Source organism: Cobetia marina (genome assembly GCF_001720485.1).
Lineage (GTDB): Bacteria > Pseudomonadota > Gammaproteobacteria > Pseudomonadales > Halomonadaceae > Cobetia > Cobetia marina.
Genome location: NZ_CP017114.1, coordinates 2,955,893 through 2,978,018, shown reverse-complemented (window position 1 = coordinate 2,978,018; position 22,126 = coordinate 2,955,893). Strand labels below are relative to the sequence as shown.

Sequence of the window (22,126 nt, the reverse complement as noted above, 5' to 3'; positions counted from 1 at the left end):
CCCGGCTTGGCGAGCGCAGGCTGTCCGCTTACCCTGTGCTGCAATCTTTCGGGCGCAGGCCCCACATCACCACAAGGAGCGGGTAACTTGCAGGACCCATACGCGACCTCTGCCGCATCGTCTTCCGTGCCCTTGCCTCATCAGCCTGCGCCTGTGCCACTGCTGGCAAGCCGGGGGCTGGGGCGTCAATTCGGCCTTCACCAGGCCGTGTCCGGACTCTCCTTCAAGGCCTTTCGCGGCGAAGTGATCGGCCTGCTGGGGCCCAATGGCGCCGGCAAGACCACCAGTCTGCGCATGCTGGCAGGCACCCTGGCGGCAACCGATGGCGAACTGACGCTCGAGGGAGAGGCCTTCGATGGGCGAGCCGGTCAGCGTCAGCTCAATCGCCTGAAGCGACGGATCGGCTATCTGCCGGAAGGGGCACCATTGTGGCCGCAGCTTACCGTGCGCGAGACGCTCGAGTGCGTCGCGGGCCTGCATGGTCTGTCGCGCAGGACTCGCAAGGAGCGCCTGCCTGCCTTGATGGATCGCCTCGACATCACGCCGTTCGCCAATCAATTGTGCGCCGTGTTATCCAAAGGCTATCGCCGGCGCGTGGCACTGGCGATGGCGCTGACCCATGACCCGGACATCCTGCTGCTGGATGAGCCCACCGATGGGTTGGACCCGCTGCAGAAGGACAGCGTGCGCGCCTTCATACGTGAGCTGGGGCGCGAGCGCCTGATCATCGTCTCCACTCATCTGCTGGAAGAGGTGCCGCGCATCTGTGATCGCGTGCTGGTCATGGCCAACGGCCAGCTGGGCTTCGATGACACGCCGGCGGCGCTGGCGGCCCTGTCCGTCAGCGAGGCGGTGCCCAGTGCCTATCGTGAGCGACTCGGTGCCGCTCATGGCGGCACGTCGCCCCTGCCGGTGTGGCGGGTGATCCTGAGCCGTGAACTCAGCGAGCTGGAACTGGCCAGCGTCTCGCGGCTGCCCGGTGTCGCGGCCATCACCGCCGTGTCGCCCGAGGGCGCCGAGCGAGTGTCCCGCTCAGGGCGACGCCTGATGGCGGACCCGGCCTATCGACTGGTGGGCAGGCCCGGGCAGGACCCGCGCTCCGCGCTGGCGCGGTGGTGCAGCTACATGCAGATACGGCTCGATGAGTGCGTGCATGAGCGGGGGGACATCGAGGTGGCATTCCGTCAGCTGGTGGCGCGCATGGCCGAGCAGCCCGCGCCATTGCCGCGCGTGAAGCGCCCCCTGGATGCGGATCAGGAGGTATCGTCATGAGGGCGATGATGGCGCTGGTGCGGCGTGACCTGCATCAGGCAATGACCCAGGGGGCCAGCTGGTCTCTGCTGGTGGTGATGGCGGTGCTGGCCCCGCTGGGGGCCTTCGAGGTCGGTGATCTTCTGGCACGTGATCGTGCGGACCTGGGAGCGCTGTGGCAGGTATTGCCATGGCTGCTGGTGCTATGGACACCGTTGCTGGCCCTGCGTGGCTGGCCGGAAGAGCGCGCCAATGGCCTGCTTGAATGGCTGTCAGGGCTCGGACTTGGTCCATGGCGGCTGGCGGGCGCCCGCCTGGCAAGCGCCTGTGTGCTGGGCTGGCTGGGCCTGGCGATGACGGCACCGTTGCTGGTGCTGATCCACTGGCTGGGCGATCCCGATCTCGGCCTTGTGCTCAGCGGGTATCTTGGCATGGCGCTGTTGGTGATGGCACTGGCAAGTCTCGGTCAGGCGCTGGCGGTCCGTGCGCCCTCGGCGCTCTCGGCCTGGCTGGGGGCGCTGGTGCTGGGGCTGGCGTTGATGCTGCCGGGCACGCCGGCGGTGACTGCTCAGCTGGCGCGTCATCTGGCGCCACACTGGGTGCAGCTGCTGGATCTGATCAGTCTGCCGGCCCATCTCACGCCCTTCAGCGAAGGGCGCCCCGCGCTGCTGGATGTCGGCTACTTCCTGTCGTTGACCCTGGCCGGTCTGGTGCTGCAGGTGCGTGGCCTCAAGCAGGAGCGCAACACGCGTCGGCAGGCGCCCCAGTGGCTGGTCGCCCTGGCCGTGGCATCAAGTGTCACGGCCGTGCTGCTGGCCGCCCAGCGTCTGCCCGCCATGGTATCCCCGAACGCGTCCAATCCGCTGATCACGGCGCATGACCTCACCGATACCCGCCAGCACAGCCTGAGCCCTGCCAGCCGGGAGCTGCTATCGCGGCTGACATCCCCCGTGACGCTGACCTTCGCCTACAGCGAGCGCTTTGCCGCGGACCTCCCGCAGCTGCGGGAGCTGGCGACACGTATCGAGACGCGTCTGGGCGCCTTCGCGCGTGAGCCTCAGGTGCGCCTGAAGCGGGTGGACCCGCAGCCGGACAGTGCCGATTTCACGGACCTCGAGGCCCAGGGACTCACGGCGCTTTCGCTACCTGGCGGTGAAAGAATGCTGTTCGGTCTGATCATCGATGGCCCCTATTCCGAGCGCCGTGCGATCCCGATGCTCAAGGCCTCCGATCTCGGCGGACTGGAAGCGCAGGTCGCGCGTCAGATCCAGGAAGTCTCGCGCACCCAGCCACCCTGCCTGGGCGTGATCTCCAGCCTGCCGGTGATGGGTCAGCCGAGCATGGAGCAGGGCCGGGCACTGGGTAGCTGGGGGCTGATGGAACGTCTCAATGCCCGCCTGCGCATCGACTGGCTGTCCGGCGGGGATGACCCGGCGCGCCCTATCGGCGATCAGGATGCGCTGCTGGTGATCGCCCCGCGCCTGTTGCCGACGGCGACGCTGACGGCGATCCGTGACTATCTGGATCGTGGAGGGCGAGTGCTGATGATGCTGGACCCGCTCCCCGAGATGCTGGATCAGCCAGCCCCGGCCTCTGAGGCTCTGAGCGCCTTGCTGGCCCATGCAGGACTTGAGTCACGTGCCGGCGAGGTGGTGGCGGACACCCGACTTGCCTTGCCGATCGGTCTGCTGGACGGCACGCGCGCCCTCAGTCCGACGCTGCTTGGCATCGGCCCGGACCGTCTGTCGGATGCCTTGCTGAACCAGAATGTCGATCAGCTGGTGATGTCCAGCGCTGGTTGGCTGGCCCCGCGTGAGGAGACGGCGGAGACACCGTCAGCGACCTCGCGGCAGTGGCTGATCCGAGGGGCCGACACCACGCGCCTGCTGCCGGCCGACAAGGTGTACGCCAATCGCATGGACCCGCGGCCGTTGTCCGGCCTGTCCGGCCAGGGCGTCGAGGAGGGTGGGCTGGCGGTGCTGACCCACTGGCCGGCGCCAGTGGATCAGGGGGCGCGTGACGACGGGCATGAAGACGGGCGTGAGGGCCAGCTGCTGGTGGTCAGCGATGTCGACATGGCCAGTGATCGCCTGTGGCGGCGCAGCGCGGCGGACGGCAGTGAGCGCGAGCTGAATGCCAATGCCCGTTGGCTGGAGAACGCGGTGGATGTGCTGGCGGGCAGCCCGGAGCTGGTGGCGCTGCGTGCCGGTGCCCATCAGGTGCGCGAGCTGACGCGACTGCATCAGCTGGCGGATCGCCAGGCGGCCGAGGAAACCCGTCTGCGCAATGACTGGCAGTCGCGCCTGAGTGCACTGGGGGCTGCCCCGGTGGCCGACAAGGCGGAGGCGACACGCCAGCGAACGGCATTGGATGACATGCAACAGGCGTTCGAGAGCGCACTCGCGCGCCAGCAGCGCGCGGCGAATGCCGAGCGTGATGATCTGCGTCGCAGGCTTCGTCTCTGGACCTTGCTGGCGCTGCCGGTGTTGCTGGGCCTGTTGGGTGAGCTGATCTGCTGGCGGCGCTATCACGCGAGTCGTCGAGCGGGCTATCGCCCTGCCGGGCGACTGTCCGGCCATCGTCAGCCCGGTCGTCATCGCCTCGGTGGCGGGGGACTGTCCGCGTCCACCAGCGCCGAGACGGCGTCGGCATCCGGCAGACCGGACTCATCCAGCACGTCTGACCGAGCCGCTGAGGATCATCGCGGCGAGCGCCGCAGGGGAGATGACGCATGAGTCGCTTCAATCGCGCCGGATGGGCGCTGACAGCACTGGCCTCGTTGCTGGCGATCGGGGCTCTGACGCTCGGCCCGCGTGAGTCGGGCTCGTTTCCGGATGCCGGGCCAGGCGCTCCGCTTCAGGAGGGCGAGGCCTCAAGCGCCATCCTGACACCGCTGCCGGCGTTGTCGCATGTCGCCGCGACGGCGCAGAGAATCGGCATTCGTCGCCATCCCGATGAGGCGCAGGACTGGCTGAGTCTGACGCGAGACCCGAAGGGGGATTGGCAGCTGGCATCACTGGGCAACTGGCCGGCGCGTCAGGACAAGGTGACCGGGCTGCTGCACCAGCTGAGCGAGGCACGCCTGCGCACGCGCAAGCCCGCGACTGACCAGGCGCTTCAGGCGCTGGGGCTGGCGGGGCAGTCTCCGGTAGTGAATGTCACCGGCAGTGATGGTGAGGTGAGTCTGCAACTGGGCGGCACGCCGTCAGCTGCCCGCAGTGGTGCTGATGCCTTGCCGGGGCGTTACGTGCGCTGGCTTTCGCTGCCGGATTCGCCGGTGCTGGAACTGTCTCGCGACATCGGCTTGCCGGACTGGCGGGGCGGCCTGGCGGCAAGCGAGGTGCTGGATCTGTCCGCATTGCTGCACGAGAGGCAGGGGCCGCCCGCGCTGAGTCGTGTGGAGGTGCGTCTGGCGCCTCATCCGCAGGCATCCCATACCCCGCACACGCGGGGGCTTGCCCCCGACAGCGCAGCGGCCGAGGCCCTCATGGCGGCGCTCTCGCCCCTGAACCAGAACGATCTGCGCCTGCGTGTCGCGCAGGCGGACTGGCAGCCGGCGGTCACGCTGACCCTGAACTGGTCCCACGCTGCGCGGCAGTATCGCCAGCCGCCATCGCGGGATGATCACCTGCAGCTGACGCTGTCCATCGCTTCCGGCAGCAAGCCCTGGGCGCGTCTGACCCTGGAGGGCACGCGCTGGCCGGCGGCTCTGGTACGGCGTCTCGCGGCGGTGGAGATCCAGGTCAACGGTGCGCTGCGCGAGCGCTTGATCGGGCTGGGCAAGGTCATCGAGACCCATACCGGGCCTCATCCTGGCGTGTCCGCTGGCTCGGCAGAGGCGGGCGGTGGCCTCGAGGCGGGCAGACTGTCGCCAACGGCGATTCAGGCTGCTCTGCAGGCGGCTTCCCAGGCGAACGAAGAGGTGGCTTCGGCGGTGGATGCCAGGCCTGCCGCGCAAGGTGAGACATTAGGCGAGTAGCGTGGTGGCAGTGGGGCTGGCATGCTGGGAGACTGGGTCAAACGACCGTTTGCTCTGTGGCATCCGGCGACACCGCCACGCAAGGTGAGGAGACTTCATGATGACAGTGCCATCCCGCAATGCCTCATCAGCATCCGCTGGGCAAGCCGCCGTGGCGGGGGCCGTAGAGGTCACGCCGCAAGCGGAGCCTCGGGAGGTGTCCGAGCCGCGAGAGTCACGTCCGCTGCTGGCGTTTGCCCATGCCAATGGCTTCACCGGCGCCTGTTACAACAGCCTGCTGGCCCCGTTGGCCGAGTCGTTCGATCTGCTGCCGGTGGACAGGCTGGCGCATGATCCCGCCTATCCGGTGGGGCGCAATCTGATCGCGTTGCGGGACGAATGGCTGGCCTGTCTGGACACGGCGCTGGGGCCGGTGGGCACGCCGGACAGTCGCAAGGTCATCGGGGTAGGGCATTCGCTGGGAGGCGTGGTCAACTACATGGCCGCGCTCAAGCAGCCGGCGCGTTTCCACTGCGTCATCCTGCTTGACCCGCCCTTGATGCTGGGACGTGATGCCATCGGCCTCAAGATCGCCAAGCGCTTCGGTTTCATCGACCGTGTCACGCCGGCAGGGCGCACGCGTGGCCGGCGTGCCCGCTGGGATTCGCCTCAGGCGATGCATGATTACCTGCGTCGCCGCTCGCTGTTCGCCAACTTCACGCCCCGGGCACTTGCGGACTACATCGAGCATGCCACGCATCGCCACGGCGATGGCAGCCTGTCGCTGAGCTTCGATACGCGTCACGAGGTGGAGATCTTCCGGCATCTGAGTGATCACCTCACGGGCTCCGTGGCCAGGCTCAAGGTACCGGTGAAGATACTGGCAGGTGAGCAGTCGGACCTCTTGACGCCACCGCGCATCGCCAGGCTCCAACGGGCCGGGCTTGAGGTCGCCACGGTGCCGGGCGGACACATGTATCCCTTTGAGCATCCTGATCTGACGCGTGAGGCGCTGCTGGCGACCCTCACGCAATTGGCACCGGAGTTGATGGCATGAATTCCACGACGGGCACATCACGCCCATCCCCTCGTCCCTTGACGTTCACGCGTCGCTGCGGCGGCGAGATAGCGGCGCTGGAGTGGCGCTCCGAGCAGGCCAGCGCTGACGCCCCGGTATGGCTGGCGCTGCACGGCTGGCTTGACAATGCCGCCAGCTTCACGCGCCTGGCACCTCTGCTGTGTGAGCGACTTGGCATCCGGATCGTGGCCATCGACCTGGTCGGGCATGGTCGCTCGAGTCCCCAGGGGCCGGATGGCGACTATGCGGTGTGGGATTATTGTCACGATGTCATCGAAGCGCTGGAGGGGTTGCGAGGCGAGGGCATGTCGGAGGCACCGGTCACCTTGCTGGCGCACTCGCTTGGCGCTGCCGTCGCCGGACAAGTCGCAGCGGCCCTGCCGGAGCATGTCGCCCGACTGGTGCTTATCGACGGTATCGGGGCGCTGGCGACACCGGCTGACGAGGTGGTGGGGCAGTTGCGCCGTGGCCTGCTGGCGCGTCATGCGCGTCCGCTCTCGCGAGAGGCCTCAGGGAGCCAGCCGTCGCGTCGTGCGCACTATCGTGGCATCGAGGAGGCGGTGGCGGCGCGTGTGGCTGGTGGCGTCACGCCCGTGGATGCCGAGACGATACGCCCGGTGGTCGAGCGCAACCTCGAACCCCTCGAAGAGGGCTGGCGGCTGTGCAGTGACCGTCGTCTGCTCAGACCCTCGGTGATGCGCTATACCCCGGAGCAGGTACTGGCGCTGCTGGCCGCCGTCAATCAGCCGGTGCTGCTGATCGAGGGGGAGCAGGGTATCCTGAGGGAGCGGCCCGAAGCGCAGCTGGCGCGAGCGGCCGTGCGCGGGCTGGAGCGTTGCGTCCTGCCCGGCGGCCATCACCTGCATCTGGAGCCGGGACATGTCGCGGCGGTCGCGGCACGGATCATCGACTGGACCGTCGCGGGCGAGTAGTCCGTCGCGCCAAGGTCATCCTTCATCATCGTCATCGGGAGACATGCCATGGCCAAGCGCAAGACCATCGCCCTGGCACTGGGGAGTGGCGGGGCACGCGGTTATGCTCATATCGGTGTCATCGAGGAAGTGCTGGCGCGGGGCTACGACATTCGCGCCATCTCCGGCTGTTCCATGGGCGCGCTGGTGGGCGGCATCTATGCCGCCGGTCAGCTCGACGCCTATCGGGACTGGGTGTGCAAGCTGGATTATTTCGATGTGCTGCGACTAGTGGACGTGACCTGGAGCCCGATGGGCGCCATCCGCGCCCGTCGCATCATGGAAGAGCTGGAGGCCCTGATCGGGGATACGCGCATCGAGGACCTGCCGATACCGCTCACCACCGTTGCCACGGACCTGATCGCCCAGAAGGAGGTCTGGTTCCAGAGCGGCAATCTGCTCGAGGCGATCCGGGCCTCCATCGCCGTGCCGGGGGTGATCACGCCGGTGCAGCGCGATCGCAAGATGCTGGTGGATGGTGGCTTGATGAATCCGTTGCCCATCACGCCGCTGGTGGCCGCGCATGTGGATCTGGTGCTGGCGGTGAATGCCACCGCGCACTCGCCGCGCAACCAGACGCTGGAGCAGATGCTGCCCCCGGCGGAGGCGGCCGAAGAGGAAGCACGCGAGGCCGCGCTGCAGGCGCAGGAGGGCGGATTCGGTGACTGGCTGCGTGGCGTGCGCCGCAGTGCCGAGCGCATGTTCTCGGCCGAGCGTGAGGCGACGCAGCCTCCTGAGCTCGCCGAGCCACCGCCATCCTCCACCTCGGCGGTGAGCCCCCTGGGCGGCGTGCCGCTGCCGCCGGGAGGCAGTCTCGCCCCGCCCCTCACGGCCTTGTCGGAGGCGCCGGAGACGGAGCCCGCCACCAGCACGGGCGCGACCCTGAACGATGTGCTGAATCAGGCCGTGAAGGAGGGCCGGGACGATGCTGACCCGCGCGAGGCGCAGGGGCGTCAGAGCGAGAATCGGGAGTCGCGGCGGCTCGCGGAGATCGAGGAGGGAGTCGACGACGACAATTCGCCGGAGCAGGCCTGGGGCAAGCTCGACATGATGATGCGCTCCTTCGATATCACCCAGGCGACACTGGCCAAGTACAAGATCGCCGGGTATCCGCCGGACATTCTGGTCGAGATCCCCAAGACGGTGTGTGGCGCCTACGAATTCCATCGGGCCGAAGGCCTGATCAAGCTGGGCCGTCACCTGGCCGCCGAGGCGCTGGATCGTTACGAGAAGGGGCTGGATGGCTAGGAGGTCGATGAGCACGCGGCAATGACGCAAGCCCCCGCCAAACGAGATTGGCGGGGGCTTTTGGCATGTGGCTCAGGCTGACGCTGACGCGCTGGTTCAGCCCTTGATCCATTTCTCGAAGATAGCGGCCTGCTCGCCGGTGCCCTGCATCTGGGTCAGCCACTGATCCACATAGGCTTTCCAGATGTTGTCACCCAGCGGCAGCAGATAGCCCTTCTGGGAGAAGGTGAATGGCGTGTCCGGATGCACGCTGCACAGCGCCGGGTGACGGCTGGCCTGCAGCTGGGTCTCGATGGCATCCGTCACCATCACGTCGGCGCGGTCTTCGATGATGTTGTTGAAGATGGTGCGGTTGTCATCGTGTGCCACACGGGTGGCATCACCGAGAAACTCGTTGGCGAAGCGCTCGTTGGTACCGCCCGGATTGACGGTGATGCGCACGCCTGGCTGATTGATCTGGGCGACGGTCTGGTACTTGTCGACATCTTCACAGCGCACGATGGGCGTCTTGCCGCCGGTCTGGTAGGGCAGGCTGAAGTAGGCCTGTGCCTGACGATCCAGCTTGATCGAGATACCGGACATGGCGATGTCGCACTTGCCGGAGGTGAAGTCCTCCATCAGCGTCGGCCAGCTGGTCGGAACCGTCTCGACGCTTGCGCCCAGGCTTGCGGCCAGCGAGGCGGCCATGTCGAGGTCGATGCCCTCGAACTCGCCGTCGTCTTCACGATGGCTGAAGGGGGCATAGTCACCGGTGGTGCAGACCTTCAGCACCTGAGTGTCCTTCACGCGGGAAAGCGTGCTGTCGGTCAGGGAATCGCTGGCGGCAGCGGGCATGGCAAGCGTCAGTGACAGGGTGGCTGCGGTCACGCCGCTGAAGATGGCGGTGGAGCGCGCGCGGCGTGAGGGCTGGCGTGTGGAGTGTTCAGCGTTGGGTGTCATCGGGGTGTTCCCTTGTCGTTATGGTGGCAGGCTCGGCGTGAGGCCTGCTTCAGATGTTCAGATCGTCAATTTGTCGGCGGCGTGACGACCGAGGGGGCGCTCAGTCCATCAACGGATCACGGCCCTTGCTGCGCAACAATACATAAACTGCGCCGCTGCCGCCGTCCAGCTCCAGCGCCGAGGTGAAGGCCAGCACGTCCGGCCACTGGCGCAGCCAGGCGTTGACGTGGCTCTTGATGATCGGGTGATCCGCCATGCCGGTCCACGCCTTGCCATGTACGACCAGCACACAGCGTGAGCGCCGCGCGATGGCGTCATCGATGAAGGATTCCAGCTCGCTGCGCGCCTGCTCCAGTGTGTAGCCGTGCAGATCGAGACCGGCTTCCCAGGCGATCTCGCCGCGCTTGAGGCGCTGGCGCTGGCGGTAGGGGAGGTCCGGTACCGCGAAGTCGAGCAGCTGGCTGGGCGTGACCGGTTCGACCTGGCCGTCCGTGGTGCGCGATGGCGTGCCGAGAGAGTCGGTCGAGGCTTCGCTGGCGGCAGCGCGACGCGCGGCCAGTCGGGCCTGCTCGTCACGGCTGAGCGGCTTGCGGCCGGGGTCTGCCCGGTTGCTGGTGATCTTGCGCACGCCGGCCTGTTTGAGGGCGGCGCGGAAGGCGTTGAAATCGTCGCCGTCATCCGAGCTGTCGTCGTGTCGGGGGGCATGGCTGGGGGCTCCGCAAGCGGTGAATGGCAAGGGGCGCAGTATAGCGTGGCTGTCGGTGCTGTGAAGCACCGCGCCGTGCCGTGCAAGGTCAGTGGCGTCCCATGATGTCGCGCACGTCACGCGCGGTGACCATGGCGCGTGCAAGGGTCGCCGCCACGCCTCGTGAACGCTACAATGCCTGCGCGAGACGCCACCGACGCTTCATGACTGGCGGCGCTCGTTGTCCATCTGTCCGCTTACAGGAATCACCGTGTCCACTACTTCCGCGTCCGACCTGCGCCATCCTTCCAGCCTCAGTGAGCCGGATTCCCGTCTCGTCGAGGAGCTGGTGACTCTGCGCGACCTGATTCGCTGGGCGACCAGCGAGTTCCACGCGCACCGTCTGCACTTCGCCCACGGCACCGACTCTGCCTGGGACGAGGCGGTGGCGCTGGTACTGGGTGCGCTGCATCTGCCGTGGGACACGGACCCCGCCGTGATCGACGCCCGTCTGCTGACCATGGAGCGTGCGCGCATCGTGGCGCTGGTGCGTGAACGCATCACCACCCGCAAGCCGCTGCCGTATCTGCTCGGTGAAGCCTTCTTCACCGGCGTTCCCTTCGATGTCGATGAGCGCGTGCTGATTCCGCGCTCGCCGATCGCCGAACTGATCGAGAGCGGCTTCTCGGCCTGGTTCCCGGAACTGCCGCCGACCCGGGTGCTGGACATGTGCACCGGTTCCGGCTGCATCGGGATCGCCACGGCGCTGGTGATGCCGACCGCCGAGGTGGATCTGGTCGATATCAGCAGCGAGGCGCTGGAAGTCGCGCGTCGCAACATCGAGCGCCACGACGTGGCAGGGCGGGTCATCGCCGTGCAGTCGGACCTGTTCGCGGGCGTGGCCGGCAAGCGCTATGACCTGATCGTCTCCAATCCGCCCTACGTGGACAGTTTCGATCTCTCCCACATGCCGCAGGAATTCGGCCACGAGCCGGCGCTGGCGCTGGGCGCCGGTGATGATGGCCTGGATATCGTGCGCCGTATCCTGCGCGAGGCGCGTGACTACCTGACCGACGACGGCGTCTTGATCGTCGAGGTCGGCAACTCCGAGCGCCACCTGATGGACGCGTTCCCGGACGTGCCCTTCATGTGGCTGGAGTTCGAGCGCGGCGGCAACGGCGTCTTCGCCATCGATGCCCAGACACTGGACGTCTGCGCCCCCGAATTCGCCTGAAGACAGGCTCGTCTGGTGCCGTCGCTTCAGCCCCAGACCTGAAAAGCTCACGACAACTATTATCAGAACGCCGTCGGCCATGACCGGCGGCATCGCCTGAGGACCCCCTGAATGTCCGGAAATACCTTCGGCAAGCTGTTCACTGTCACCACCTTCGGCGAAAGCCATGGCCCGGCGCTGGGCGCCATCATCGATGGTTGCCCGCCGGGCATCGAGATCAGCGAAGCGGATCTGCAGATCGATCTGGACCGCCGCCGCCCCGGTACCTCGCGTCACACCACCCAGCGGCGCGAGCCGGACCAGGTGCGCATTCTCTCGGGCGTGTTCGAGGGCCGCACCACCGGCACGGCCATCGGCCTGATGATCGAGAACACCGATCAGCGCTCCAAGGACTACGGCAAGATCAAGGACCAGTTCCGTCCGGCCCACGCCGACTACACCTATCACCACAAGTATGGTGAGCGTGACTACCGTGGCGGTGGCCGCAGCTCCGCGCGCGAGACGGCCATGCGCGTCGCCGCCGGTGCCATCGCCAAGAAGTATCTGGCGAGCCACGGCGTGCAGGTGCGCGGCTATCTGTCCCAGCTCGGTCCCATCGAGCTTGAGGTCAAGGACTGGTCGCTGGTCGACACCAATCCGTTCTTCTGTGGCGATGCGGACCGCCTCGAGGAGCTGGAGCAGTACATGGACGCCCTGCGCAAGGAAGGCGATTCCGTGGGCGCCAAGGTCACCGTCGAGGCGACTGGCGTGCCGGTGGGTCTCGGTGAGCCGATCTTCGATCGCATCGATGCCGAGCTGGCCCATGGCCTGATGAGCATCAACGCCGTCAAGGGCGTCGAGATCGGGGACGGGTTCGCCGTGGTCAGCCAGAAGGGTACCGAGCACCGTGACGAGATGACGCCGGAAGGTTTCCTCTCCAATCATGCCGGCGGCATCCTGGGCGGTATCACCAGCGGCCAGACCCTGCGTGCCAGCATCGCGCTCAAGCCGACCTCCAGCCTGCGACTGCCGGGTCGCAGCATCGACGTCAACGGCGAGGCGGTCGAGGTGATCACCACCGGCCGTCATGATCCGTGTGTCGGCATCCGTGCCACGCCGATCGCCGAGGCGATGGTCGCGCTGACGTTGATGGACCACCTGCTGCGCCATCGTGGCCAGAATGCCGACGTCAAGGTCGACACACCGGTGCTGCGCGAGGTGTAAGCCGCTTGCGGCGCGGCTGAACTGCTGGCGCTGCCCAGCTGTTGAACTTGTAACGCTGCCAAGCTGCTGAACTTTTAGTGAGAAAGAGACGCCCCATCCGTGGAGTGATGCCCTGCATCCTTCGTGGCTGGGGCGTCTTGCGTGGTGGGTTGGCTTGCACAAAGTAAATAAGAAAAGGCGTAAGTAGCAGGCTGCCCCCGTGTCATTCTCGCTGCTAGACTCGAATGGCAAGCATGCCAGCGGACTCGCGCACCACGCCGTGCGCGGGCAGACAACACAAGGACACTGCCATGAAGATCAATGTCGAATTCGACCTGACGCCTCAGGAGTTTCGCCAGGCGATGGGCCTGCCGGATGTGGAAGCCTTTCAACAGGAATTGATGGAGCGCTTTCGTCGTCAGATGGAAGCGGGCGTCGAGGGCTATGATCCGATGAGCCTGCTCAAGCCGCTGATGACACCGGGGGCGGGCACGCCGTTTGCCAGGTTCATGCCGCCGGGGATGGCGGAAGGCATGGCGGGGATGGGCGGCGCGTCAGCGGCCGATTCCCCGGGGGCCTCATCCAATGAGATGGGCGACAGCATGGCCAAGGGCATGGCGGCTTTCCAGCAGTACCAGAAGATGATGCTGGATACCTTGCAGCAGTTCGGTCAGCAGGGCACGGGCAACGCCAGTGGTGGGGCCAGTGGTGGCGACAGTGAGCCCGCTGGGAATGACCCGCATGCGGGAGCTGCGCAGAAGGCGGCCGCTGAGGACAGACCCAAGGCCGCCAGCGCGCGCTCACGCAGTCAGCGTGACTGATGGATGACGAGGGAAGCTGAAGGCATTGCGGTGCAGGATTATCGTCATGGGATTGCAACCGCTTCGGGAGCAGACTAGTCTTTGTGCAGTGCAGCATAATGCTGCGCTCCAAAGATGGCGCAGAGTCTTCTGCGCGCTCTTCCGGTACGGAATCCATGGGAGGAACCGTCATGCAACAGGATCAGATGTTCAACGCCTTTGCCGAGCAGGCTCGCAGCTTCTATCAGCCGATGCGCAAGCTCAACAGCCTGGTGCTCGACCACATGAGCAAGGTGGCCGAGTTCCAGATGGATGCCGCCAAGCGCTATGCCGATACCGGTTTCGAGCGTGCCCGCGCCGCGACGGAAGTGAAGAGTGTCGAGCAGCTCAGCGAATTCGGCAATCGTCAGCTGGAAGTGGCCACCGAGCTGTCCCAGCAGATGATGGACGATTCCCTGAAACTGGCGGAAATGGGCAACGAGATGCGCAGCCAGATGGAACAGGCCTATTCCGATGCGGGCAAGGAAGCCACGGACAAGGCATCTTCCGCTGCCAGCAAGGCGTCTTCCGCCACGGCGGATGCCGCGAAAGACAGCACCAGCAAGCCGGCAAGTGCCACCAGCCGCGCCAAGCAGAGCTGAAGAATCATCGAGAGGGCTGGCGCATGCGCCAGCCCTTTTTTTGGCGAGGTCAGGCATTGCCCCCATCACGGCCCGGGTGCATGCTGAGAGTCGCCCCCCGAGGCGGCAAGACGACAGATGAGAGGTCTCAGCCGGCTTTCCGTCGTATTCGCGCCTCTGGCATGAATGCGACGGAAAGCGGACTGCAAGGCTCTGGCCTGCCAAAGTGACGCCAGAGTGAAGAGAGTCGGTGCAAGGTGCCAGTGACGGCGCCGCGAACGCCTTTCGAGGGCATTGCACTGCAGAGGTACGGAAGGATTCGGTTCGATGAAATCGTGCATGTCGGCGTTCGTTCGACAGCCATGCTTCGATAGCCAATGACAAGGAGGACGGGCGATATGGTTTCAGCCCAGCAGCAGGCACTTTCTCAGGCATTCTCTCAGGCCTTTTCCCATCTGTTCCCCGATGGCGTCGACGGCGGTGAATGGGCCGGCGTGGTACAGGAAGCCAGCACCCAGTATCAGGCTCTGATGAGTGACATGCTGGAGCGCCTGTGGCCAAGTGCTGCTGCCTCCACCATCTACGACGAGATGGGACGTTGCTTCCAGGCAGGCGCGGAGGCGCTGGCACGTGACCCCCAATTGCTGATTTCCACGCAGACCCGCCTCTTCCAGGACCAGATGGCCCTGATGCAGGGCACGCTGCGCGAGATGAGCGGTGAGAGTGTCGAGCCCGTGATCAGCCCCGCACGCTCTGATCGTCGCTTCCGCGATGAGGCTTGGCAGAGCGAACCGTATTATCACTTCCTCGTGCAGCAATACCTGCTGTTCTCGCGCGCCGTGGATGAGATGCTGGCGGGCATCAAGGGATTGCCGGAGAGCCAGAAGCGCAATCTCGAGTTCTACGCGCGCCAGTACGTCAGTGCCTTCTCGCCCTCCAACTTCGCCTCCACCAACCCGGAAGTGCAGCGGGTGACCCGTGAAACCGGCGGCCAGAATCTGCTCGACGGCTTGAAGCGTCTGCGGGAAGACCTTGCCAACTCCGCCGAAGGCATCAATGTCGCGATGACCGACACCGAAGCCTTCCGTCTCGGCGACAACATCGCCGTCACGCCGGGGGATGTGGTATTCGAGAATGAGCTGATCCAGCTGATCCAGTACCGCCCGGCGACGGAAAAGGCCTTCAGTACGCCGTTGCTGGTCGTGCCGCCGTGGATCAACAAGTACTACATTCTCGATCTGCGTCAGGACAATTCGATGATGCGCTGGCTGGTGGAGCAGGGGCACACCGTGTTCCTGATCTCCTGGCGCAATCCCGGGCCGGAGCAGAGCGATCTCACCTGGGCCGATTACATGCAGATGGGGCCGCTTGCCGCGATGGATGCCATCGAACAGGCCACCGGCGAGAAGCAGGTCAATATCCTGTCCTACTGCATCGGCGGCACGCTGACGGCCAGCACCATGGCCTATCTCACGGCCAGGAAACAGGCGGATCGCGTGCGCTCGGTCAGTTACATGGCGACGTTGCAGGACTTCTCCGATCCCGGCGAGATCGGTGTCTTCCTCAACGAGCCGGTACTGCAGGGCCTTGAGAAGCAGATGGCGCAGGACGGCTACCTGGATGGCCGCGTGATGGCGTTCTCCTTCAACCTGCTGCGCGAGAATGACCTCTTCTGGTCGTTCTACGTCTCCAACTATCTCAAGGGCGAAGCGCCGACCGCGTTCGACCTGCTGTACTGGAATACCGACGGCACCAACCTGCCGGCCGGTACCCATGCCTGGTATCTGCGTCACATGTATCTGGAGAACCGCCTTGTGCAGCCCGGCGGTATCGAGCTGGACGGTGTGCCGATCGACCTCTCGCAGATCGAGATTCCCAGCTATTGGGTCTCTGCCCGCGAGGATCACATCGCCAAGTGGCAGACCACCTACAACGGCACCCAGCTGCCCAAGGCTTCCATCAAGCGCTTCGTGCTGGGTGGCTCAGGCCATATCGCGGGTATCGTCAATCCGCCGCACAAGAACAAGTACGGCTACGTCACCAATGACGAGCTGCCGGCGACACCGGATGCCTGGCTTGAGGGCACCGAGGCGCATGAAGGCTCCTGGTGGAATGACTGGCAGGCATGGATGTCCGGCAATGGTTTCGTCGAGCCTGAACCGGAAGTCTCTGCGCGCACGCCGGGTGAGGGCAAGCTCGACGTGATCGAAGCGGCGCCGGGGCGTTATGCGCGCCAGACCATTCCGGAAGTACTCGGCCAGACTGTGCCGGAAGAGATCACCTCAGCCGCACAGGCGCAGCTCAAGACCGTGCGTGATGTGCAGGAGACGGTCGAGAAGAGTGTGAATGACGCGCTCAAGCAGGTGACATTGCCGCTGGAAGAGATGGTGTCGGCAATGACAGGGAGCGCGGCGGGCAAGGCGAGCAATGATGCCAGCGACGCGAAGGGCAGCAGCTCGTCCGGTGCCTCCAGGGCGCAAGGCGCCAGCACCGGGCCTGCCGCTTCCAAGGCGGCATCAGCGGCTACTGAGTCAGCAGCGCCGGCAAGCAAGCCCGCCGCGCGCAAACGTGCTGCACCCAAGAGCACAGCTTCCAAAAGCCCTGCTACCAAGAGCACTGCTGCCAAGAGCACTGCTGCCAAGAGCACTGCTGCCAAGAGCGCAACGCCCACCAGCAGCACGGCCAGCGACAGCACTGCAAAACAGAGCACGGCAAAACCGAGCACGGCAAAACCGAGCACTGCGAGCACGGCTGCCAGCAGTACAGGTAGCTCAACGGCGAAGACCACCACGGCGAGAAAGACCTCCACGCCGCGCAAGACAGCTGCCAACAAGACGACCGCGAACAAGACGACCGCGAGCAAGACAACTGCGGCCAAGACGACGGCAAGCAAGCCAGCCTCTGACAGCAAGACGTCTGCGTCCGGCACCTCAACCGGCGGCGCTGCTTCCACTGCCTCGGGCTCCAGCAGCACGGCGACATCGCCCGCTGCCAAGCAGCCTGCGACACAGAGCAAGGCGGCGGCCAGTGCTCCCAAGAGCACCGCGGCAAGCAAGCCGGCGGCCTCCAGAAAGACGACAGCCAGCACCACCAAGCGCGCCGCGGCCAGCAAGCCAGCCTCCAGCTCGACAGGGAGTGCGAGCACCGGAAGCACTGCCAAGATCGCCAGCAGCACAGGTGCTGGAAGCACTGCCAAGGCTGCTGGATCTGCCGCCAAGAGTGACACTGGCAGTGCGGCGGGTGCAGATGCCAAGAGCGACACCACCAGCGAAGCGCCCAAGCCGCGCCGTGGTCGTCCCTCCAGCGCCAGCAAGGCCGCCGCCGCCAAGGCAGCGGAAGAGGCCAAGAAGGATGATGCCAAGCCTACGGCCAGCAAGACGGATGGCTCAGCGGGCAATGACAAGGACACTGGCAAGCGCTGATCAGCGGCACCACCAGCAGGACGTTCTACAGCAACGCCAGCCCTCAGGGCTGGCGTTGTGCTTTCGAAATTCGTCAGCGGTGTCTCGAGGCCGCATCCCTTGCCCCTTCCAGCAGCTCGATCATGGCGCTGGCGGCATTCGAGAGGGTGCGGTTGTTGTGATAGAGGTAGCCGAGCTGGCGTTCGATGGGGCGGTGGTCGATGGGCAGGATCTCGATCTCGTCGTCGATCATGCTTTCCGGCAGCACGCTCCAGCCCAGGCCGATGGCGACCATCATCTTGAGGGTCTCGAGGTAGTTGGTAGACATCGAGACTTCCACCGAGAGGCCATCACGCGCGAAGGTGTCGATGACGATGCCACGCGTGAAGGTCAGGTGGCCCGGCAGCACGGCGTCGTGCTGTGAAAGGGCGGCCAGCGGCAACGCCTTGTGTCCCGCCAGCGGGTGGTCTCGTCCGCACACGAAGCGCATCTCGTCCAGCCACACCGGCACCACCGTCAGATTGGGATCGCGATGCGGTGCCAGAGTGACGACGGCCAGTTCCAGCTCTCCATCCAGTACGCCCTGATAGGCCTGTTCCGAATCCAGGAAGCGCATGTCCATGCGTACCTCGGGATGGGACATGGTAAAGGCCTTGAGCAGTGGCGGCAGACGGTGCAGGCCCACATGGTGGCTGGTCGCCATCGTCAGGCTGCCTTTTACCTCGCCGGACAGATTGCGTAGCGCGCGCCGCGTGTCATCGTGCATCACCAGAATGGCACGGGCCCGCGGCAGCAGGATGTTGCCGGCCTCCGTCAGGGTGACGCGCCGCCCGATGCGATCAAACAGCCGCGCGCCGTGGAGCTGTTCCAGCTGCGCGATGCGTTTGGAGACAGCGGGTTGTGTCAGGTGCAGCTGCTCGGCCGCCAGCGAGAAGGAGGCGGTTTCCGCGACGGCAACGAAGGCCTGAAGAGAGGGAGTGTCCATGTGAGGCAGCTATCCTGTCATGAGGGCGTTCAGAAGAATGATCTTCCGTGCGATCAGGGGGAATGTCGGCTGAGACAATGGTATTCCTTTTGGGAATCCAAAGCATGAAAAACATGAATTGCTTTTATTCATCGCCGCCGAGTACTCTTGATGACACAGGACGCGGCGGCGATGCTCGAGCCTCTGGTGGCAAGCCACCTGCGACATGGCTCGCACGACCGCCCCGCCATCAACACTGGACGACACACCTCATCAAGGGGCCGCCACGAGCCCCGAGGCAGCAAGCGCTCTTACCGTAGGGCGCCACGAGGAGACACGACATGGCCAGCCAGACCCTTTATGACAAGTTGTGGGACCAGCATCTGGTCAAGCAACGTGAAGACGGTACTGCACTCATCTACATCGACCGTCACCTGCTGCACGAAGTGACGTCACCGCAGGCCTTCGAAGGGCTGCGTCTGGCCGGTCGCAAGCCGTGGCGTCTGGATGCCAACCTTGCAACGCCGGACCACAACGTGCCGACCTCTCTCAAGGAGCGCGCTGCCGGTATCGCGGGGATCGAGGATGAAACCTCTCGCATCCAGGTGCAGACCCTCGACGACAACTGCAACAGCTTCAACATCGAGCAGTTCACCATCAATGATGCGCGTCAGGGCATCGTGCACGTGGTCGGGCCGGAGCAGGGCGCAACCCTGCCGGGCATGACCGTGGTGTGTGGCGATTCCCACACCGCGACCCACGGTGCCTTCGCGGCACTCGCTCACGGTATCGGCACCTCCGAGGTCGAGCACGTGCTCGCCACCCAGTGTCTGATCCAGCGCAAGATGAAGAACATGCTGGTGCGCGTCGATGGTCGTCTCGGCACTGGCGTCACCGCCAAGGATGTCGTGCTCGCCATCATCGGTGAGATCGGTACCGCCGGCGGTACCGGCTATGCCATCGAATTCGGCGGCACCGCCATCCAGGACATTTCCATGGAAGGCCGCATGACCATCTGCAACATGGCCATCGAAGCCGGTGCACGGGTCGGTCTGGTCGGGGTCGATGACATCACCATCGATTACCTGCGCGACCGTCCCTATGCGCCGAACGCCCAGCAGTGGGAAGCGGCCGTGGCCGACTGGCGCAATCTGGTCTCCGATGCAGACGCCGAATTCGACAAGGTCGTCGTGCTCAAGGCCGAGGACATCGCCCCGCAGGTCACCTGGGGCACCAGCCCGGAGCAGGTCACCAGCGTCAATGGCGTGGTGCCGGACCCGGCAGCCGCCAACGATGACACCGAAGCGCGTGGCATCACCCGTGCGCTCGAGTACATGGGCCTCAGCGCTCAGCAGAAGATCACCGACATCAAGCTGGACCGCGTGTTCATCGGCTCCTGCACCAACTCGCGTATCGAGGACTTGCGTGAAGCGGCGCGCGTGGCCGAAGGCCGTACGGTCGCCAAGAGCCTCAAGCAGGCGATGGTCGTGCCGGGCTCTGGCCTGGTGAAGGCACAGGCGGAAGCCGAAGGGCTGCACGAGATCTTCCTCGCCGCGGGCTTTGAATGGCGCGAGCCGGGCTGCTCCATGTGTCTGGCGATGAATGCCGACAAGTTGGGCGCCGGCGAGCATTGTGCTTCCACCTCCAACCGCAACTTCGAAGGCCGTCAGGGCTTCGGTGGGCGTACGCACCTCGTCAGCCCGGCCATGGCCGCCGCTGCCGCGATTGCGGGTCACTTCGTTGATGTTCGTGACTTTGCCCCCATTCCTACTTCCGATACCCACGCAGCCTGAGGAGGCCCGACATGGAAAAGTTCATTCGCCAGCAGGGCCTCGTGGCACCGCTCGATCGCGCCAACGTCGATACTGACCTGATCATCCCGAAGCAGTTTCTGAAGTCGATCAAGCGTACCGGCTTCGGCCCGAACCTCTTCGATGAGCTGCGTTATCTCGATGAGGGCTATATCGGACAGGACATCAGCAAGCGTCCGCTGAATCCGGATTTCGTGCTCAATCAGCCTCGTTACTCAGGCGCAAGCGTGCTGCTGGCACGTCGCAACTTCGGTTGCGGCTCCTCGCGGGAGCACGCGCCCTGGGCACTGACCGACTTCGGCTTCCGTGTCGTCATCGCGCCGAGCTTCGCCGATATCTTCTACAACAACTCGTTCAAGAACGGCCTGTTGTTGATCACCCTCGACGAGGGCACGGTGGATCGCCTGTTCAAGGAGGCCGAAGCGGTGGAAGGGTATCGTCTGGATATCGATCTCGAGGCACAGGCGGTCATCACGCCGTCCGGTGAGTCGATCCCCTTCGAGGTGGACAGCTTCCGCAAGCATTGCCTCATGGAAGGCCTGGATGACATCGGTCTGACTCTCAAGGATCAGGACGCCATCGACAGCTTCGAGACGCGTCATCGCGCCGAGCGTCCGTGGCTGTTCCGCGATGGCAAGACGGCCTGATCTGTCCAGCGTCACGCCAGTCAGCGCCGAAGTCGCAACACATTCGTCATGGCTCGCCGTCCAGAGTGGCAGCGAGCCCAGTCTCAGCACCGGCGGTGAACCGTCGGTCTTGCCGGATGCTCTCCGGCCCAAGGAGTTCCAGATGAGCCGCAATATCCTGATTCTGCCCGGTGATGGCATTGGCCCGGAAATCACGGCCGAAGCCGTGAAGATCCTTGAAGCCGCACGCAGCGAAGGGCTGGACATCACGCTGAGCGAAGGCAAGGTCGGTGGTGCAGGGTATGACGCGGCGGGCCATCCGCTGCCGAAGGACACGCTGGACGCCGCCAAGGCGGCGGACGCCATCCTGCTCGGCGCGGTCGGTGGCCCGCAGTGGGACAAGCTGGAAGATATCTCCCTGCGTCCGGAACGCGGCCTGCTGGGGCTGCGCAAGGAGCTTGAACTCTTCGCCAACCTGCGCCCGGCAATTCTCTACCCGCAGCTGGCCGAGGCCTCCAGCCTCAAGCCGGAAGTGGTGTCCGGTCTGGACATCATGATCGTGCGTGAGCTGACCGGTGGCATCTACTTCGGCCAGCCGCGTGGCATCGAGACGCGCGACGGACAGCAGGTCGGCTACAACACCTACGTCTATTCCGAGTCCGAGATCGAGCGTATCGGCCGTACCGCCTTCGAGATGGCCCAGAAGCGCAACAAGAAGCTGTGCAGCGTCGACAAGGCCAACGTGCTGGAAGTCACCATGCTGTGGCGTGACGTGATGGAGCGCATCTCCGCCGACTACCCGGATGTCGAGCTGTCGCACATGTACGTCGACAACGCCGCCATGCAGCTGGTGCGCGCACCGAAGCAGTTCGACGTGGTGGTCACCGGCAACATGTTTGGCGACATCCTCTCGGATGAGGCCGCGATGTTGACCGGTTCCATCGGCATGCTGCCGTCCGCCTCGCTGAATGCCAGCGGCCAGGGCATGTATGAGCCGTGCCACGGCAGCGCGCCGGACATCGCGGGTCAGGGCATCGCCAACCCGCTGGCCACCATCCTGTCGGTGGCCATGATGCTGCGCTACTCGCTCAACGAAGCGGCGTGGGCCGAGCGTATCGAGAAGGCGGTCGGCGTGGTACTGGATGAAGGGCTGCGTACCGCCGATATCGCTTACGCCGGCACTCGCAAGGTCTCCACCTCCGAGATGGGCGATGCCGTGCTGGCCGCCTTCAAGGCCCAGGCGTAAGGCAAGACCCGCGTGAACGCCGAGCCAGCGGCGTTCACGCGATGATCATGGGGGAGCTCGGCGTGCGTCGCCGGGTTCTCATGTCAGGACCTGCGGCTGGAGCGTTGGGCAA

General features: G+C 65.3%; 16 protein-coding genes and 1 pseudogene. 14 read left to right on the top strand and 3 right to left on the bottom strand.

Annotated features, from left to right (window positions below):
* The first annotated feature begins 87 nt into the window (after positions 1-87).
* From BFX80_RS12500 to BFX80_RS18150, 6 genes are all read left to right on the top strand, one after another.
* Positions 88-1,272: an ABC transporter ATP-binding protein gene (locus tag BFX80_RS12500; protein ID WP_167593040.1), complete on the top strand. Its 1,185-nt coding sequence runs from the start codon at positions 88-90 to the stop codon at positions 1,270-1,272.
* Positions 1,269-3,986, top strand: a complete 2,718-nt coding sequence (locus BFX80_RS12495; protein ID WP_084209083.1) for a GldG family protein — start codon at positions 1,269-1,271, stop codon at positions 3,984-3,986. The genes BFX80_RS12500 and BFX80_RS12495 overlap by 4 nt, the downstream gene beginning before the upstream one ends.
* Complete coding sequence (locus BFX80_RS12490; protein WP_084209082.1) at positions 3,983-5,230, top strand: DUF4340 domain-containing protein; 1,248 nt, start codon at positions 3,983-3,985, stop codon at positions 5,228-5,230. The genes BFX80_RS12495 and BFX80_RS12490 overlap by 4 nt, the downstream gene beginning before the upstream one ends.
* 97 nt (positions 5,231-5,327) lie before the next feature.
* Positions 5,328-6,266, top strand: a complete 939-nt coding sequence (locus BFX80_RS12485) for an alpha/beta fold hydrolase (RefSeq protein ID WP_240499568.1) — start codon at positions 5,328-5,330, stop codon at positions 6,264-6,266.
* Positions 6,263-7,219, top strand: coding sequence for an alpha/beta fold hydrolase (locus tag BFX80_RS12480; protein ID WP_084209081.1), 957 nt, complete (start codon positions 6,263-6,265; stop codon positions 7,217-7,219). Before BFX80_RS12485 ends, BFX80_RS12480 begins: the two co-directional genes overlap by 4 nt.
* Before the next feature lie 48 nt (positions 7,220-7,267).
* Positions 7,268-8,506, top strand: coding sequence for a patatin-like phospholipase family protein (locus tag BFX80_RS18150; RefSeq protein WP_240499567.1), 1,239 nt, complete (start codon positions 7,268-7,270; stop codon positions 8,504-8,506).
* A gap of 96 nt (positions 8,507-8,602) precedes the next feature.
* On the opposite strand, the gene BFX80_RS12470 is transcribed toward BFX80_RS18150, so the two are convergent.
* On the bottom strand, positions 8,603-9,445 hold the full coding sequence (locus BFX80_RS12470) for a transporter substrate-binding domain-containing protein (protein ID WP_084209080.1): 843 nt from the start codon (positions 9,443-9,445) through the stop codon (positions 8,603-8,605).
* 100 nt (positions 9,446-9,545) lie between these two features.
* Entirely contained in the window at positions 9,546-10,181 is a 636-nt protein-coding gene (locus tag BFX80_RS12465) for a Smr/MutS family protein (protein WP_084209779.1), read from the bottom strand.
* Positions 10,182-10,401: 220 nt separating this feature from the next.
* Here BFX80_RS12465 and prmB point away from each other — a divergent pair, with 220 nt between their 5' ends.
* The 5 genes and pseudogenes from prmB to phaC form a co-directional block, all read left to right on the top strand.
* Positions 10,402-11,364, top strand: coding sequence for a 50S ribosomal protein L3 N(5)-glutamine methyltransferase (gene prmB / locus BFX80_RS12460; RefSeq protein ID WP_054554939.1), 963 nt, complete (start codon positions 10,402-10,404; stop codon positions 11,362-11,364).
* A 111-nt stretch (positions 11,365-11,475) separates the two neighbouring features.
* The gene (gene aroC / locus BFX80_RS12455) at positions 11,476-12,567 is read left to right on the top strand and encodes a chorismate synthase (RefSeq protein WP_054554938.1); all 1,092 of its coding nucleotides are present in this window, start codon (positions 11,476-11,478) and stop codon (positions 12,565-12,567) included.
* 290 nt (positions 12,568-12,857) lie between these two features.
* Positions 12,858-13,367 (top strand): DUF6489 family protein, encoded by a 510-nt coding sequence (locus BFX80_RS12450; protein WP_084209079.1) that lies wholly within the window; start codon positions 12,858-12,860, stop codon positions 13,365-13,367.
* Positions 13,368-13,537: 170 nt separating this feature from the next.
* Positions 13,538-13,987: a phasin family protein gene (locus tag BFX80_RS12445; RefSeq protein ID WP_167593039.1), complete on the top strand. Its 450-nt coding sequence runs from the start codon at positions 13,538-13,540 to the stop codon at positions 13,985-13,987.
* A gap of 509 nt (positions 13,988-14,496) precedes the next feature.
* Positions 14,497-16,227 (top strand): annotated as a pseudogene (gene phaC / locus BFX80_RS18145) (class I poly(R)-hydroxyalkanoic acid synthase); the annotation flags it as partial.
* A gap of 1,234 nt (positions 16,228-17,461) precedes the next feature.
* On the opposite strand, the gene BFX80_RS12435 reads toward phaC, so the two are convergent.
* A complete protein-coding gene (locus tag BFX80_RS12435; protein ID WP_077372378.1) occupies positions 17,462-18,352 on the bottom strand; it encodes a LysR family transcriptional regulator in 891 nt (296 codons plus the stop codon).
* Between the two features lie 320 nt (positions 18,353-18,672).
* Between BFX80_RS12435 and leuC the strand changes: the two genes are divergently transcribed.
* The 3 genes from leuC to leuB all read left to right on the top strand — a co-directional run bounded on the left by leuC (position 18,673) and on the right by leuB (position 22,014).
* Positions 18,673-20,124: a 3-isopropylmalate dehydratase large subunit gene (gene leuC / locus BFX80_RS12430; RefSeq protein WP_084209077.1), complete on the top strand. Its 1,452-nt coding sequence runs from the start codon at positions 18,673-18,675 to the stop codon at positions 20,122-20,124.
* 11 nt (positions 20,125-20,135) lie between these two features.
* Positions 20,136-20,789 carry a 3-isopropylmalate dehydratase small subunit gene (gene leuD / locus BFX80_RS12425; RefSeq protein WP_077372384.1) on the top strand — a complete coding sequence of 218 codons (654 nt, stop codon included), beginning with the start codon at positions 20,136-20,138 and terminating at the stop codon, positions 20,787-20,789.
* Positions 20,790-20,931: 142 nt separating this feature from the next.
* The gene (leuB, locus tag BFX80_RS12420; RefSeq protein ID WP_084209076.1) at positions 20,932-22,014 is read left to right on the top strand and encodes a 3-isopropylmalate dehydrogenase; all 1,083 of its coding nucleotides are present in this window, start codon (positions 20,932-20,934) and stop codon (positions 22,012-22,014) included.
* Positions 22,015-22,126: the final 112 nt, after the last annotated feature.